12 protein-coding genes are annotated in these 15,440 nt (G+C 72.9%); 10 read left to right on the top strand and 2 right to left on the bottom strand.

All coding sequences use genetic code 11. The features are described 5' to 3' along the window. Positions 1–14: 14 nt before the first annotated feature. The 5 genes from ACZLKG_RS05945 to ACZLKG_RS05965 all read left to right on the top strand — a co-directional run bounded on the left by ACZLKG_RS05945 (position 15) and on the right by ACZLKG_RS05965 (position 5,457). Positions 15–1,724: a complex I subunit 4 family protein gene (locus tag ACZLKG_RS05945; protein ID WP_463648245.1), complete on the top strand. Its 1,710-nt coding sequence runs from the start codon at positions 15–17 to the stop codon at positions 1,722–1,724. Beyond that, entirely contained in the window at positions 1,721–3,310 is a 1,590-nt protein-coding gene (gene nuoN / locus ACZLKG_RS05950) for an NADH-quinone oxidoreductase subunit NuoN (RefSeq protein WP_463648246.1), read from the top strand. Before ACZLKG_RS05945 ends, nuoN begins: the two co-directional genes overlap by 4 nt. Then, positions 3,307–4,302 carry a polyprenyl synthetase family protein gene (locus ACZLKG_RS05955; RefSeq protein WP_425709142.1) on the top strand — a complete coding sequence of 332 codons (996 nt, stop codon included), beginning with the start codon at positions 3,307–3,309 and terminating at the stop codon, positions 4,300–4,302. Before nuoN ends, ACZLKG_RS05955 begins: the two co-directional genes overlap by 4 nt. A gap of 239 nt (positions 4,303–4,541) precedes the next feature. After that, positions 4,542–4,874 carry a transposase gene (locus ACZLKG_RS05960; RefSeq protein WP_425709141.1) on the top strand — a complete coding sequence of 111 codons (333 nt, stop codon included), beginning with the start codon at positions 4,542–4,544 and terminating at the stop codon, positions 4,872–4,874. Positions 4,875–5,013: 139 nt separating this feature from the next. Next, positions 5,014–5,457 carry an OsmC family protein gene (locus tag ACZLKG_RS05965; RefSeq protein WP_425709140.1) on the top strand — a complete coding sequence of 148 codons (444 nt, stop codon included), beginning with the start codon at positions 5,014–5,016 and terminating at the stop codon, positions 5,455–5,457. On the opposite strand, the gene ACZLKG_RS05970 is transcribed toward ACZLKG_RS05965, so the two are convergent. Further along, on the bottom strand, positions 5,367–6,950 hold the full coding sequence (locus ACZLKG_RS05970; RefSeq protein ID WP_463648247.1) for an MFS transporter: 1,584 nt from the start codon (positions 6,948–6,950) through the stop codon (positions 5,367–5,369). The genes ACZLKG_RS05965 and ACZLKG_RS05970 overlap by 91 nt on opposite strands. 41 nt (positions 6,951–6,991) lie before the next feature. Then, the gene (locus ACZLKG_RS05975; protein ID WP_463648248.1) at positions 6,992–7,888 is read right to left on the bottom strand and encodes an ABC transporter substrate-binding protein; all 897 of its coding nucleotides are present in this window, start codon (positions 7,886–7,888) and stop codon (positions 6,992–6,994) included. A gap of 228 nt (positions 7,889–8,116) precedes the next feature. Here ACZLKG_RS05975 and ACZLKG_RS05980 point away from each other — a divergent pair, with 228 nt between their 5' ends. The 5 genes from ACZLKG_RS05980 to ACZLKG_RS06000 are packed head-to-tail and all read left to right on the top strand — an operon-like array spanning position 8,117 to position 15,310. Then, complete coding sequence (locus ACZLKG_RS05980; protein WP_463648249.1) at positions 8,117–9,742, top strand: ABC transporter substrate-binding protein; 1,626 nt, start codon at positions 8,117–8,119, stop codon at positions 9,740–9,742. Positions 9,743–9,746: 4 nt separating this feature from the next. Further along, positions 9,747–10,814, top strand: a complete 1,068-nt coding sequence (locus tag ACZLKG_RS05985; protein ID WP_425709136.1) for an ABC transporter permease — start codon at positions 9,747–9,749, stop codon at positions 10,812–10,814. Then, entirely contained in the window at positions 10,804–11,670 is an 867-nt protein-coding gene (locus tag ACZLKG_RS05990; protein ID WP_425709135.1) for an ABC transporter permease, read from the top strand. The genes ACZLKG_RS05985 and ACZLKG_RS05990 overlap by 11 nt, the downstream gene beginning before the upstream one ends. Beyond that, positions 11,667–13,256 (top strand): nickel ABC transporter ATP-binding protein NikE, encoded by a 1,590-nt coding sequence (gene nikE / locus ACZLKG_RS05995; RefSeq protein WP_425709134.1) that lies wholly within the window; start codon positions 11,667–11,669, stop codon positions 13,254–13,256. The genes ACZLKG_RS05990 and nikE overlap by 4 nt, the downstream gene beginning before the upstream one ends. Positions 13,257–13,279: 23 nt before the next feature. Continuing rightward, complete coding sequence (locus ACZLKG_RS06000) at positions 13,280–15,310, top strand: thioredoxin domain-containing protein (RefSeq protein ID WP_425709133.1); 2,031 nt, start codon at positions 13,280–13,282, stop codon at positions 15,308–15,310. The last annotated feature ends 130 nt before the right edge of the window (positions 15,311–15,440 follow it).

A 15,440-nucleotide genomic window follows, 5' to 3' on the forward strand; every position in this document is an offset into this window, starting at 1 on the left:
GAGGAACAGAACCTGTGAACACCGCAACTCTCCCGTGGCTCACGCTGCTCGTCGCCGTCCCGGTGGTGGCCGGCGCGCTGCTCTTCGTCCCCGCGCTGCGCCGGGTCGCCCGGCCGGTCGGGCTCGGCGTCAGCCTGCTCGTCCTGCTCGGCGCGATCGCCGCCGTCGTGACGGACTTCGACCTCGGCGCCGCCGGTGAGCACCAGCTCACCGAGCAGGTCGCCTGGATCCCGCAGATCGGCGCCTCCTACGCGCTGGGCATCGACGGGCTCGGCCTGACGATGGTCCTGCTCACGGCGTTCCTCGTGCCGGTCGTTCTCATCTCCGGCGTCCCCGTCCGCGCGGGCGACGACGAGGCGACCACCGAGCGTCGTACCTCGACCTACGTCGGGCTCGTCCTCGTCCTGGAGGGGATCCTGCTCGCCGTCTTCGCCGCGCGGGACGTCTTCCTCTTCTACGTCCTGTTCGAGGCGATGCTCCTGCCGATCTTCCTGCTCATCGGCATGTACGGCGGGCCCCGCCGCCGCGCCGCCGCGATCAAGTTCCTCCTGTACTCCCTCGCGGGCGGGCTGATCATGCTCGCCGGCGTCGTGGCCCTGTACCTCGAGGGCCCCGGCGGACCCGAGGGCTTCCTCGTGGAGAACCTCGCCGGCACGATGGCCGGCTCGTCCGACTGGGCGGCGCGCCTGATCTTCCTCGCGTTCCTCGTGGCCTTCGCCATCAAGGCGCCGATGGTGCCGGTGCACACGTGGCTGCCCGACGCCGCCGAGCAGTCCCCGGGCGGCGTGTCCACGCTCCTCGTCGGCGTCATGGACAAGGTCGGCACGTTCGGCATGATCACGCTGCTGCTGACGATCTTCCCCGAGCAGGTGGCCTGGGCCGCCCCGGTGATGATCGTGCTCGCCGTGATCTCGGTGCTCTACGGCGCGTTCCTCGCGATCGGCCAGCAGGACGTCATGCGTCTGGTCGCGTTCACGTCCGTGTCGCACTTCGGCTTCATCGTGCTCGGCGTCTTCGTCGGCTCCGAGCTGGCCCTCACCGGCGCGATGTTCTACATGGTCGCCCACGGCCTGTCCACGGCCGGCATGTTCCTCGGCTCGGAGTACCTCGTGCGCCGCGGGGGGACGCAGCGCATCGGCGCCTTCGGCGGCTACCAGCGCGTGGTCCCGGTCCTCGCCGGCACGTGGCTCGTCATGGGCCTGGCCTCGATCGCCCTGCCCGGCCTGTCCGGGTTCTGGGGCGAGTACATGGTCCTCCTCGGCACGTTCGAGGTCAGCTGGGTCGCCGCGGCGTTCGCCGTCCTGGGCGTCGTCCTCGCCGCCCTGTACGTGCTCATGCCCTACCAGCGCATCTTCACCGGCCCCGCACCGCTGGCCGCGACGCCCGCCCGGGCGACGGCGACCGTCGGGGCCGCCTCGGGGAACGCCGCGCCTTCGAGCGGCGCGGCCGGCACCGGGACGGCCGCGAGCGACACCGGTTCGACCGCGAGCGCGGCGCCCGACGACGACGCACCCCCTCGGCCGCTCGCGCTGCCCGACCTCGACGGCCGTGAGCGCACGGTGATGGGCCTGCTCGTCGCCGCGGTCCTCGCCCTGGGACTCTTCCCGGCGCCGGTGGTCGAGCTCGTCCGGCCCGTCGCGGAGCAGACCGTCGTCCTCGCCGACGACGCCGGTGACACCGCCTCCCAGCCCAGCCCGATCACGACCGTGGGGAGCGCCCTGTGACCGCCGCCCTGTCCGCGACCGCCTTCGTCGCACCCACCATCGCCTGGGCGCCGCTCGTCCCGGTGCTCATCGTCGGCGGGGCGGCCGTCGTCGGCGTCCTGCTCGAGGCGTTCCTCCCGCGCACGGTGCGGCGCACCGTGCAGGTGCCGTTCGCGCTGCTCGCGGTCGCCGCGGGGCTCGTCGCCGTCGTGTGGCGGCTCGCGAGCGTCCACGGCGCCGAGGCCCCCACCGAGGTCGTCACCGGCGGCGCATACGTCGAGGACCTGCCGTCGCTGGCGATCCAGGCCGTGCTGCTCGTCAGCTCGCTGCTCGCCCTGCTGGTGATGGCGGACCGCACGGAGGTCCGGGACGGCGCCTTCACCCCGCAGGCTGCGGCCCGCCCGGGATCGGCCGAGAGCGAGGCAGCCACCCGCGCCGGGCTCACGCAGACGGAGATCTTCCCGCTCACGCTCTTCTCGCTGACCGGCATGATGGTCTTCCCGGCGGCCGGCGACCTCATCACGCTCTTCGTGGCCCTCGAGGTCCTCTCCCTGCCGTTGTACGTGCTGGCCGCGACCGCGCGTCGTCGTCGTCTCCTGTCCCAGGAGGCCGCGATCAAGTACTTCATACTCGGGGCGTTCGCGTCGGCCTTCTTCCTCATGGGCATCGCGCTGCTCTACGGGTTCGCGGGTTCGCTGCGCCTCACGGACATCGCCGCGGCCGTCCCGGCCACGCCGGGGCTGGACTCGCTGCTCCTGCCCGGCGTCGTGCTCGTGCTCGTCGGTCTGCTGTTCAAGGTCGGGGCCGTGCCGTTCCACGCGTGGACGCCGGACGTCTACACCGGCGCACCGACCCCCGTCACGGGGTTCATGGCCGCGGCCACCAAGATCGCCGCGTTCGGCGCGATGCTCCGGTTCGTCTACGTCGTGGCCCCAGGGCTCGGCTGGGACCTCGAGCCGGTCGTGTGGACGATCGTCATCCTCACGATGCTCGTGGGCACCGTGCTGGGTGTCATCCAGACCGACATCAAGCGGATGCTCGCCTACAGCTCGATCGCCCACGCGGGCTTCGTCCTCATCGGCGTCTTCTCGCTGACGACCCAGGGCATCGGCTCGGTGATCTTCTACCTGCTCGCCTACGGCGTCGCGACCGTCGGCGCGTTCGGCCTCGTCACCCTCGTGCGCGAGACCGACGCCTCCGGCTCCGTCACCGGCGAGGCCACGCACATCGAGCAGTGGTCCGGCATCGGGCGGCGCCGACCGGCGCTCGCGGTGGCCATGCTCGTCTTCCTGCTGTCCTTCGCGGGCATCCCCCTCACCGCCGGCTTCGTCGGGAAGTTCGCCGTGTTCAGCGCCGGAATCGCGGGCGGCGGTGCGATCCTCGTGGTGCTCGCCGTCCTGGCGTCGGCCGCGACCGCGTTCTTCTACTTCCGCCTCGTCCAGCTCATGTTCTTCGAGGAGCCCAAGGAGCAGGGCGTGACGGTCGTGTCCTCCGAGGGCCTGACGATCGTCGCCGTCGTCGTGTGCGCCGTCGCCACGATCGCGCTCGGCGTCTACCCTGGTCCGGTGCTCGAGCTCCTGACCGACGCGGCGGTCTTCGTCCTGTGACCCGGCTCGAGCTCCTCTCCGCCCGCCTCGATCAGGTCGACCCCGCCCTGACCGAGGTCGAGGAGCGCCTGGCGGCGGCCGTGCGCGGCGCCGACCGGCTGACCGAGGAGCCGGCCGCCCACCTGTCCGACGCCGGGGGCAAGCGCCTGCGCCCGCTGCTCACGATCGTCACCGCCCAGCTCGGGTCGGGCGTCGGGGACGAGGTCGTCCGCGCGGCCGTCGCGGTCGAGCTCACCCACCTGGCCACGCTCTACCACGACGACATCATGGACTCGGCCGAGGTGCGCCGCGGGGTGCCCGCCGCGCACGTGGTCTGGGGCAACAACGTCGCCGTCCTCACCGGGGACCTGCTGTTCGCCCGGGCGTCCTCCCTCGTGGCTTCCCTCGGCGCCGAGGCGGTCATGCTGCACGCGGCCACGTTCGAGCGCCTCTGCCTCGGGCAGCTCCACGAGACCGTGGGCCCCGACGAGGGGTCGGACGAGATCGAGCACTACCTGAGGGTGCTCGCGGACAAGACGGGATCGCTCATCGCGGCCTCCGCCTTCTACGGCGCGCGGTTCTCCGGTGCGGAGGCGCACCTGGCCGACGCCGTGTCGACCTTCGGGGAGAAGGTCGGCGTGGCGTTCCAGCTCGCCGACGACGTCATCGACGTCGCCTCCGACACGGCGGAGTCCGGCAAGGTCCCCGGCACCGACCTTCGCGAGGGCGTCGCGACGATGCCGGTACTGCTCCTACGCGCACGGCGCGCGGCCGGCACGCTCGACCCGGCGGGGGAGCGGGCCCTGGCCCTGCTCGACGGCGACCTGTCCGGCGACGCCGAGCTCGCCGCCGCGGTCGAGGCCCTGCGCGCGCACGAGGTCATGGCGGAGTCCCGCGCGATCGCGCGGCGCTGGGCCGACGACGCCGTCGCCGAGCTCGCGGTCCTGCCCGACGGCGAGGTGAAGGACGCCCTCACCGACCTCGCCACGATGCTCGTCGACCGCATCTCCTGACGAGCGAGCGGACTTCTGCTCCACGAATGAGCGCGGTTCTGCTCGCCGCGCGTGATGGTGAGCGCGGTGCTGCCCGCCGCTGTCGCGCCGGGACCCCCGGCGCCGCGGCTCCGGTTCGCCGAGCTCGACCTCGGTCAGGCGGTCGAGGTCCGCACCTGCTCTGTCGTGCGTCTGCCGATCCAGACCCCGCTCTTCCGCCACAATGGGGGATCAACGGTCTGACCGGATGAAGGGGCCCCATGCCGTTCGAGAAGAAGTACAGCGACGAGCTGCGCGAGGCAGCCGTACGCCGCGTGGTCGAACGGCGCGAGGCCGAGCCGGGCAACAGGGCGATCTTCCGCGAGGTGGCGGAGGAGTTCGAGGTGGGGGAGCAGTCCCTTCGTCTGTGGGCCAAGCGGCTCGACGACGGCATGTTCGACGCGAGCTCGCGGGCACGGTGGCGGCAGGCCCCCAAGGAGGATCTCGTCGCACGTGTCGCGGAGCTGGAGGGGGCGCTCGCACGGGCCGAGGAGGAGATCGAGATCCTCAAACGGGCCTCGGCGATCTTCGCCGCCGAGATCGCCCGGCGCTGACCGCCCGTCGGTGACCCTCCCGCGCCTCCCTCACGCCGGCGTCCCGGCATCTGGACCTGCGGGGGCATGTCCGGGTGGGGGCGGCACGCGTCGGAGCAGACTGCCGGTGAACCGCCCGACCCGAGCGTGAGGAGCACCGATGTCCGGACTCGACTACTCCAGTGCCGTGACCGTGTGTACCACCGCCGTCCGTGGCCGGTTCACCGTGCAGGGCGAGGGCTTCGCCCTGCTGGCCGACGGGTCGGTGGCCACCGGGGGCCCGGGCAGGGCGCCGGGGCCGCTCGACCTGCTCGTCTCGGCACTCACGGTCAACCTCGTCAACACGCTGCGCAGCGGGGCAAGCCCCGACGCCGATCCCGAGGACGACCTCTCGGTCCAGGTCCGCGCTCGCACGACGCGCTATCACCGCGGGCGCATCAAGGCCGGCCGGCTCCTCGTCGAGGTCGTCGTGGCGGGACTCGACGAGATCGACACGGCCGCTCTGGTCGAGCGCTACCGGGAGGGCTGCCGCATCCTGCCCGCGGTCGAGACGGTCCTCGACGTCGAGATCCGGTCCGTGCCCGCCTCCGCGATGGCCGCCTGACCCGCCTGACCCGCCCGACCGGCCGGACGGTCGCCGCGGATGGCGAGGGCGGCGCGGCCAGCATCGCCGGCGCGCTGCCGACGGAGGTCGACCAGTGCGACCGCGAGGGAGGCGAGCAGGAAGCACATCGCCACGGCAGTCGCCCGGAGGGTCGCGCCGAGGTGGGCGGCGGGAGGAGCGTCGGACACGCTCCACCCGCCGCCGTAGATCACGGTGAAGTAGGCGACCGACGCCGCCGCCACGCCGAAGCTGTTCGCCACCCGCTGGCCCAGCTGGCCGACGGCTCCGGCTGCGCTGCCCTGTGCCGGTGGGACGTCGGCGAGCATCTGGGCGTGATTGGGCGAGACGACCATGCCCGTGCCCACGCCGGAGACCAGCTGGAGGGCCGACACCGCGGCGAGCAGGGCGGTACCCGGCAGGTCGCCGTGCAGGAGCACCACGACGGCGGCCATGGCGAGGAGCGTCAGCGTCATGCCGAGCGCGGTGAGCCGGCGGCCCCACCGCGTGACGGTGCGACCGCCGATGTCCGCGCCCACCGCGGAGCCGACGGCGGCGGGCAGCAGGACGAGCCCCGCGAGCAGGGGGCTGAGGTGCTCGACCTGCTGCAGGTAGATCGTCAGGGCCAGCGAGGCGCCGGGCACGGCTGCGAACCAGGTGGCCGAGATGAGCACGCCGTTGCGGAACGACGGCAGCGCGAGCAGCGCGGGACTGATGAGAGGGGAGCGGCCTGCGGCGGCTCGCGCCCGGGTGCGCAGGACGAATGCGGTCGCCAGCGCGGCCGCGGGGACCAGAAGCAGCCAGCGTCCGGCCGAGTCGACCGGACGCCCCGTCGTGAGGACGACCGGGAGGAGGAAGCCGACCAGGGCGCCGGACAGCAGGACGACACCGCCGTGATCGAGATCGGGCCAGCGCCTCGTCGGGCGGGGCTCGTCGACGCCCCTGAGCAGGACGTGCGCCGCAACGACGAGGGTGAGGCCGACCGGGAGGTTCATCGCGAACACGCCGCGCCACCCGAACATGCCGGGAAGCAGGAAGAGCCCGCCCACGCTGGGGCCGAGCGCCGTCGCGCAGGCGACGCACACGCCGTACACGCCGAAGGCCCGTGCGCGGGCCGGTCCGGTGAACCGCCCCTGGACGACGCCCATCATCTGCGGCATCAGCAGACCCGCCGAGACCCCGAGAAGGGCGCGTCCGACGATGACCATGTCGGCGTTCGGCGCGATCGTGCACACCACGCTCGAGACGAGGTATCCGTAGAGGCCGATGAGCGCAAGTCGGCGGCGCCATCCGTGGTCCCCGAGACGCCCTGCCGGGACGAGCGTGACGGCGAAGAGGACGACGTACGCGGCCGAGACGAGCTGGAGCCGGACCGGGCCGGGATCGAGGGCCGCGTCGATCGACGGGATCGCGATCGAGATCTTGTGCAGGTCCAGGAGCAGCATCCCGGCCGTGAACCCGCAGAACAGGATGAGGACACGGTCGCGTACGGGCACGGGCGACGGCGCCGGCCCCCGCGGCGCCGTCGCGCGCCCGGTCACCGCAGGTCGACGAACTTCGAGCTGTCGACCAGCTTCTCGTACTCGGCGTCGGCGCGGATCAGTCCCCAGCTCGCGATCCAGTCGAGGATGCGGTTGTAGTCCTCCTCCGGGTACGGCCCGGGGTGGATGTAGCGCAGCCGGCTCGGCCGCAGGTCCTCCGGGCGCAGATCCTCCACGCCCGCCGCCTGCTCGATGAAGTAGTGCAGGAACGGCCGGATGTCGTCGTGGACCGTGTCGACGGCACGGCTCACGGCCCGGTTGATCCGGTCGAAGTCCTCCGGCGAGATCGCGTCGTCCGCGACCTCGGCGCCGAAGTAGTGGGCCTCGGCGAGCACCTTGTACCCGCGCTTCTCCGCGACGCTGATCCACGGCTCCATGAGCGCCACCGCCTCGATGTCCCCGTCGGCGAGGGCGTCGAGGCGACTCTTGCCCTTGACGCCGAGGAGCTTGATGTCCGTGCGGGGCAGGAAGCCCTCCAGCGTCTGGAGCACCAGGTAGTGCGAGCCGTGGTGGAAGTTGACCCCGACGGGCACCCCGGCGAGGTCGGTGGGCACGTTGTGGGGCGAGTCGCCGCGCACGACGATCGCCTGGCTCGCGACGGCCGCGCGCCGGGCGACCACCCGGCCCCCGCGGTTGCTGTCCTGGGAGCGGCGGAGCTGCCCCCACTCGCACGCGTTGTACAGCTGGGTCGTGCCGGACTCGAACAGCGTGAAGGTGTGGAACGAGTCCTGAGCCGCAGGCTCCTCGATGAGCTCGAGGCCGTCCTCCGGCGGCGCCGGCTTCGGGACCAGCTCGACGTCGAGGCCCTCGTCCGCGAAGTAGCCCTTGTCCCTCGCCACGAAGTAGGGCAGGTAGAAGACGGCGGCGTGCGTCTCGATCTTGATCGTGCTCATGTCTCACCTCAATGGTCGTCGGTGAACGTTCTATATGGACGCTCGGGATGGACGGTAGATAACTCGACGAAGCGAACATCGTGTCATGGTTGAAATCTCAATATGCGAGAACCAGAGGGTTCTTGCGATAGAAGTTCTATGTAGATCCTTAGCGTCCCTCGTGCACGGCGACTGTCGGCCGACCGCCCGCATCGCGCGATCGGCCCGCCCACCGAGAGGAACGACCCCATGGCACGAACGACCAGAGTCCGGCGCTCCGCCGCTGTCCCGAAGGCCCTGCCGGCTGTCGCCGGCGCCGCCATGCTGCTCTCGGCCTGCGCGGCGGCGAGCGGCACGGGCAGCGGCGAGGCCGCCGACATCGACGGGGAGCCCGTGAACGGCGGCACGCTCCACTACCGAGCTGCTCCCGGGCCGGGCGGCGGGAGCTCGATCGACCCCGCGACCGCGACCGGCTACGGCCTGGCCGTACCGCTGCGCCAGACGGTCGACTCCCTCGTCCTGCACGACGCCGACGGTGACTTCGAGCCGTGGCTCGCGACGGACTGGACCGTCAACGACGACGCCACGGTCTACACGTTCACGCTGCGTGAGGACGTCACCTTCAGCAACGGCGAGGAGCTCGACGCCGAGGCCGTGGCCGCGAGCTACCGGTCGATCGTCGACGCCGGGGCGAGCTTCGCCGTCGCCAACTCATGGATCGGTGACCTCGGCGAGATCGTCACCCCGAGCGAGTACGAGGTCGAGTTCCGGTTCGAGAGCCCGAACTCCTCGTTCCTGCAGGCCGCCTCGACCAGCGCGCTCGGGATCGTCGCGCCGGAGACGTCGGCCCGGACCTTCGAGGAGCGGCAGGAGGGGCTGACCGTCGTCGGCTCCGGGCCGTTCGTCGCGACCGACGTGCGCGCGAACGAGGGATACGTGCTGGAGCGCCGCGACGACTACGCGTGGGCACCCGAGTCGTTCCCGAACCAGGGGGCGGCCCACCTGGACGCGATCGAGGTCCACCACATCAGCGACAACAGCATCGCCGCCTCCGAGCTCCGCGCCGGCGGCCTGACGCTCCTGCACAACACGGAGCCGGCCGACAAGACCGAGCTCTCGACCAACCCGGACGTGACGATCCGTACCGAGCCCCTGCCCAGCGGCGCGATCGGCCTCGTCGCCAACACCGAGCACCCCGGCCTGGACGAGCCCGAGGTCCGCGAGGCACTGAGCCTCGCGGTCGACCGGGACGCGATCCTCGAGCGGGCGTCCGCGATCGACGTCCCGGCCTCGAGCGTGCTGAGCGCGACCAACCCCTACTGGGAGGACCTGTCCGACCACATCGTCACCGACGTCGCCCGCGCCGAGGATCTCCTCGACGAGGCCGGGTGGCTGCCCGCCGAGGACGGCGTCCGGGAGCGCGACGGTGAGCGACTGAGCTTCGACCTCATCTACACGGGCTCGACCATCTCCCACGAGCCCAACCTCGCCGTGCTGCAGTCCCAGTGGGCGCAGATCGGGGTGGAGCTCACCTTCGGCAGTCTCACCACACCGGATCTCAACCAGCGCATCGCCTCCGGCGACTACGCCTTCTCCTGGCAGCTCGCCGGTCGTCCCGACCCCGAGGTGCTGCGCACGAACTTCGCGGGGAACGACGAGGAGCTCGACGCCCTGTTCGGCGAGATCCTCTCCACGCCCGGGCAGGAGGAGCGCCGGCCGCTCGTCACCGAGGCCGCCGAGCTCGTGCTCGACCGCGGGTACTTCATCCCGCTGTACGACTTCGTCCAGCCGCTGGCCTACCGCAACGAGCTTGCTCTGCCGACCTTCGAGGCCAGCCACATGCCGCTGCTGGTCAACGCCTGGATCGAGGAGTGACCCGGTGAGTGCCACCGACCTCCAGGAGGAGGTGCTGCAGGAGGTCCGGCCCCGGCCGCGTCCGCCCGAGGACCCGCGCGAGGGGCGCAGGACCCTGCGGCTGGTCGTGGGCAAGGTCCTGCGAGCGGTCGTGGTGGTGCTCGTGGCCTACACGCTCGCTTTCGGCCTGCTGTTCGTCCTCCCGGGCGACGCGGTCCTCAGCCGGATCGGCTCGGCCGACGCGGTCGGGACGGCTGAGCTCTCGTCGGTCGAGATCGGCCCGCTGCGCGAGGAGCTCGGCCTCGAGGCCTCGCTGCCCGCGCAGTACGTCACGGGGCTGGTCGGCCTGTTCTCCGGCGACCTGGGTGACTCGCTCGTCACCGGCGAGCCGGTCACCCGCCTCATCGGGCAGGCACTCCCGCCCACGGCGCTCCTCGCGGGGCTCTCGCTCGTCATCTCCGTCGCGGCCGGTCTCGCGCTGGCCGTCGTCGCGGTGGCGCCGCAGAGCCGTCGGTTGCGCTCGGTGGTCGCCATGGTCCCGGCGGCGTACGCGAGCCTGCCGGTCTTCTGGGTCGGCATCCTGCTCATCTACGTCTTCGCGATCCTGCTGGGCTGGTTCCCGTCCTCGGGCAGCGACGGGGCGGCCTCGCTCGTGCTTCCCGCCACTGTCATCGGCCTGCTCGGCGCCTCGCAGCTCGCGCAGGTCCTCATCAGCTCGCTGCGCGCCGAGCTCGGCACCACGTACGCCGCGGTCACCGCTCCGGCGAAGGGGGCCTCGCGGTGGTACACCGTGCTGCGGCACTGCCTGCGCAACGCCGCCCTGCCCTTCCTCACGGTCCTCGGCCTGAGGGTGGCGTCCCTGCTCGGCGGCACCGTCGTCGTGGAGACCGTCTTCTCGAGGAACGGTCTGGGGCGCCTCATCGTGGACTCGGTGAGCGCCGTCGATCTCACGGTCGTCCTCGGCATGGTGGTGCTGCTCGCGATCGTCTACGTGGTGGTCAACGCGCTGGTCGACCTCCTCTTCCCGCTCGTCGACCCACGACTGCGTCGTAGCGCCGGACCGTTCCGAGGAGGCCAGGACGATGTCCGCTGACCCCACCGCCGCACCCGGACCCCACGCCGCACCCGGACCCACCAGGGTCGGATCCCACCGCAGGCGGCGCCGGTCCCCGGAGCTCGTCGTCCTCCTCGGTCTGCTGGGCGCCGTCGTCCTGATCGCCCTGTTCCCCGCGGCGCTCGCCCCCTACGACCCGCTCGAGCTCGCGGGGCCCTCGCTCGAGCCGCCCGGCGCGTCCTTCCTCCTCGGCACCGACGAGGTCGGGCGTGACCTGCTCTCGCGCATCCTGCACGGTCTGCAGATCTCGATGTTCGCGGGCGCCGTGGCCATCGCGGTCGCCCTGGGTGCGGGGGTCCTGGTCGGGGTCGTCTCGGGCGTGCGCCCGGGCGGCGTCGCCGACCGGGTGCTCGGTGTCGTCAGCGAGTCCGTCCTCGCCGTGCCGTCCATCCTGCTCTCGCTCGCCGTCATCACCGCGTTCGGCCGCGGGGCGCTCATCGCGGGCATCGCCGTCGGGATCGCCGAGGCCCCCGGGTTCGCCCGGCTCGTGCGCGGCCAGGTCATCCAGGCGCGCACGCTGACCTACGTCGAGGCGGCCGTAGGTCTCGGCGCACGCCCGTTGCGCGTGATCACGCAGCACATCGTCCCGCGGATCGCGCCGCCGCTCATGGCGTACACGGCACTGAACTTCGCGCTCGCCCTGCTCGCCATCGGCTCGCTCAGCTACCTCGGGTTCGGCGAGGCACCGCCGTCGCCCGAGTGGGGGGTCCTCATCTCCGAGGGGCAGCGACTGCTCGTCCACGCGTGGTGGGTGGCGATCCTGCCCGGCCTCGCCCTCGCACTCACCGCGATCCTGCTCAGCCGGATCGCCCATCTCCTCCAGGAGGACGCATGACCGACACGCTGACCGTCGAGAACCTCACCGTCACCTACGGCGCCGACCCGCGATCGACGCCCGCCCTCGACTCAGTCTCGCTGCACCTGCCGCGCGGGGAGGTCACCGCGGTCGTCGGCGAGTCCGGGTCGGGCAAGTCCACGCTGGCGCACTCGATCGTCCGTCTCCTGCCACGGACCGCCGAGGCCCGTGGCCGGGTGACGCTCGAGGGTCAGGACGTGCTGCGGATCGGCCGGCGCGAGCTGCGCTCCCTGCGCGGCCGGAGCATCGGGTTCGTCCCCCAGGACCCCGTGGCCTCCCTCAACCCGACCAGGACCGTGGGTGCTCAGCTGCGCGAGACCTTCACCCTGGCCGGTCGGCGCGTCGACGAGGCCCAGGTCCTCCAGGACCTCGCCGACCTGGGGCTGCCCGACCCCGAGGCGCTGCTCGAGCGGTACCCGCACGAGCTCTCGGGCGGGATGCGCCAGCGGATCCTCGTGGCCATGGCCTTCTCGCAGCGGCCCGAGCTGGTCGTCGCCGACGAGCCGACCAGTGCGCTCGACGCCCTCGTGGCACGCGCCGTGCTGGAGCGCATGGAGTCGATCCGTGCCCGGCACGGTACGACGGTCCTTCTCATCACGCACGACCTGGCCGTCGCCCGTCGGTACGCGCAGCACGTGCACGTCCTGCGGCGCGGCACGCTCGTCGAGAGCGGCCCGGTGGCGGACGTGTTCGCCGCTCCCGACCGGGCCTACACCCGGGAGCTGCTCGACAGCTCGGTGCGGATCCGCGGCGGGGAGGTCGTGAGCATCGCCGAGGCGTACGACGCCCAGGTCCACCGGCCGCTGCCGACCGTCGTGGAGGGCGCTGAGCCGGCCGTGCGGATGGACGGAGTCTCGAAGTGGTTCGGCTCCACGCTCGCCGTCGACGACGTCTCGCTCACCCTGCCGGTCGGGCAGACCCTCGCGGTCGTCGGCGAGTCGGGCTCCGGGAAGACGACGACGGGTCGGATGATCCTCGGGCTCGAGCGCCCCAGCGCGGGAAGCGTCCGGGTCCTGGGCCACGAGGTCGGGAGCCTGGGCCGGCGCGAGCTGCGCGACCTGCGCCGGCAGATGCAGGTCGTCTACCAGAGCCCCTTCGAGTCGCTCAGTCCCCGGCTCACCCTCGCTCAGGTCGTCGCCGAGCCGCTGGCGGCGCACGGCGAGGGCGGCAGGCGCTCGCGCCGACGCCGTGCCGAGGAGCTGCTCGAGCTCGTGCAGCTCCCGTCGACGCTGGCCGACCGCCGTCCCGCTGAGCTCTCCGGGGGCCAGCGCCAGCGCGTCGCGATCGCCCGGGCGCTCGCGCTGAGCCCCCGGCTCCTGGTCCTGGACGAGCCGGTGTCCGCCCTCGACGCCACCGTCCAGTCCCAGGTGATAGCGCTCCTGGGCCGGCTCCAGCGCGAGCTCGACCTCACCTACTTCCTCGTCACGCACGACCTCGGGGTCGTCACCGAGCTCGCCGACCAGGTGATGGTGCTGCGCGGCGGGCGCGTCGTCGAGGCCGGGCCCGTGGGCGACGTGGTCACCACACCGGCCGACTCCTACACCCGCGACCTGGTGACCGTCTGAGCCGGATGAGGGAGGATCGACACATGGCCAACCGCCTCGCCTCGGCCACCAGTCCCTACCTCCTCCAGCACGCCGACAACCCGGTCGACTGGTGGGAGTGGGGCGAGCCCGCGTTCGCGGAGGCCCGCCGCCGCGACGTGCCGATCCTGCTGAGCGTCGGCTACGCCGCCTGCCACTGGTGCCACGTCATGGCCCACGAGTCCTTCGAGGACGAGGAGGTCGCCGCCGCGATCGACGCCGGGTACGTCGCGGTCAAGGTGGACCGCGAGGAGCGCCCCGACGTCGACGCCGTCTACATGGCCGCCACCACCATGACCACCGGGCGGGGCGGCTGGCCGATGACCTGCCTGATCACCCCCGACGGCGAGCCGTTCCACTGCGGCACCTACTACCCGCGCGAGCAGCTCCTGCGGCTTCTCGCGGCCGCGGCCGAGGCGTGGACCGGCCGCCGGGGCGAGATCGCCGACGTCTCGGCCGCGCTCACCGACGCGCTCGAGCAGCTCGGCGCCCCCACGGAGCCGCACGCCCTCGACGAGGACGCTCTCGCCGCCGCCGTCGAGGCGTTGTCGAAAGACCACGACGAGCGCCACGGCGGGTTCGGCACGGCCCCGAAGTTCCCGCCGTCGATGGTGCTCGAGCACCTGCTGCGCCACCACGACCGGACGAGCCCCGACGGGACGAGCGCCGGCCCGGCGGGCAGCCGTGCGCTGCGCATCGCCGGCTCGACCTGCGTCGCGATGGCCCGCGGCGGGATCCACGACCAGCTCGCCGGCGGGTTCGCGCGCTACGCCGTCGACGCCGCCTGGACGGTGCCGCACTTCGAGAAGATGCTCTACGACAACGCCCAGCTCCTCGGCGTCTACCTCCACCTCGCGCGGTCCACCCCCGACGACGCCGTGGCCCGCCTCGCGGAGCGGGTCGCCAGGGGCATGGCCGACTTCCTGCTGCGGGACCTGCGCACCGACGAGGGCGGGTTCGCCTCGGCGCTCGACGCGGACACGGCGGGGGAGGAGGGGCTGACGTACGTGTGGACGCCCGCCCAGCTCGTCGACGTTCTCGGCGACGACGACGGGGCCCGCGCGGCCGCCCTGCTCGGCGTCACGGAGGACGGCACGTTCGAGGCCGGGGCGTCCACCCTGAGGCTCCTGCAGGACCCGGACGACGACTGGTGGTCCGACGTCCGGCTCCGGCTCCTCCGGGCCCGGTCGGCGCGCCCCCAGCCCGCGCGCGACGACAAGGTCGTCGCCGCCTGGAACGGACTCGCGATCGGCGCCCTCGCCCGCGCAGGGAGCGACCTCGGCGACCCGCGCTACGTGAGTGCGGCGCAGGAGTGCGCCGACCTGCTGCTGCGCGTCCACCTGGTCGACGGCCGCCTGCGCCGGGTCTCCCGCGACGGTGTCGTGGGAGACGCGGCGGGCCTGGCGGTCGACCACGGCAACGTCGCGCAGGGCCTCCTCGCGCTGCACCAGGTCGACGCCGACCCGCGGTGGCTCCGGGCGGCGGGCGACCTGCTGGACACCGCGCTCGAGGTGTTCGCCGACCCCGACGGCGGGGGCTTCCACGACGTCGCCGTCGACGCGGAGAAGCTCATCACCCGGCCCCGGGACGTCACCGACAACGCCGAGCCGTCCGGGACGTCCGCCCTCGCCGGGGCCCTGCTCACGTACGCGGCGCTCACCGCGTCGACCCGGCACCGCGCCGCCGCCGAGGCCGCGCTCGCCTCGGCCGGTGCGCTCGCACTCGAGGTGCCGCGGTTCGCCGGGTGGAGCCTCGCCGTGGCCGAGGCGCTGGCGGCCGGTCCGCTCGAGGTGGCCGTCGTCGGACCGGACACCGGGCCGGGGCGGGCCCGGCGCGACGAGCTCGAGGCCGTGGTCCGCGCGGCGACCTCCCCCGGCCTGGTGCTCGCGGTGGGGGAGCCGGACACCGACGGGATCCCGCTGCTCGCCGGGCGGGGCCTGGTGGGCGGGGAGCCGGCGGCCTACGTGTGCCGCGGTCACGTCTGCGACCGCCCCGTCTCCACGGCCGCCGAGCTGGAAGCGTTGCTCCGGCGCTGACGGGGCGACGTACGGGACGGGCATGCCGGACCGCGTCATCCCCGCTCGACGTCGAGGTCGTGCCCGGTGTGGGGGGGGGGGGTGTGTGAAGGAAAACCCCGCCCACCCAGGAAAAAAACCGACAAAGGGA

Source organism: Georgenia sp. Z2081 (assembly GCF_055326445.1).

What these genes read in the sequence shown, in the direction of transcription:
- ACZLKG_RS05960 (WP_425709141.1), top strand. Translation starts at nt 4,542, where the DNA reads ATGCCGTTCGAGAAGAAGTACAGCGACGAGCTGCGCGAGGCAGCCGTA.
- ACZLKG_RS05965 (WP_425709140.1), top strand. Translation starts at nt 5,014, where the DNA reads ATGTCCGGACTCGACTACTCCAGTGCCGTGACCGTGTGTACCACCGCC.
- ACZLKG_RS05975 (WP_463648248.1), bottom strand. Translation starts at nt 7,888, where the DNA reads ATGAGCACGATCAAGATCGAGACGCACGCCGCCGTCTTCTACCTGCCC.
- ACZLKG_RS05980 (WP_463648249.1), top strand. Translation starts at nt 8,117, where the DNA reads ATGGCACGAACGACCAGAGTCCGGCGCTCCGCCGCTGTCCCGAAGGCC.
- ACZLKG_RS05990 (WP_425709135.1), top strand. Translation starts at nt 10,804, where the DNA reads ATGTCCGCTGACCCCACCGCCGCACCCGGACCCCACGCCGCACCCGGA.
- nikE (WP_425709134.1), top strand. Translation starts at nt 11,667, where the DNA reads ATGACCGACACGCTGACCGTCGAGAACCTCACCGTCACCTACGGCGCC.
- ACZLKG_RS06000 (WP_425709133.1), top strand. Translation starts at nt 13,280, where the DNA reads ATGGCCAACCGCCTCGCCTCGGCCACCAGTCCCTACCTCCTCCAGCAC.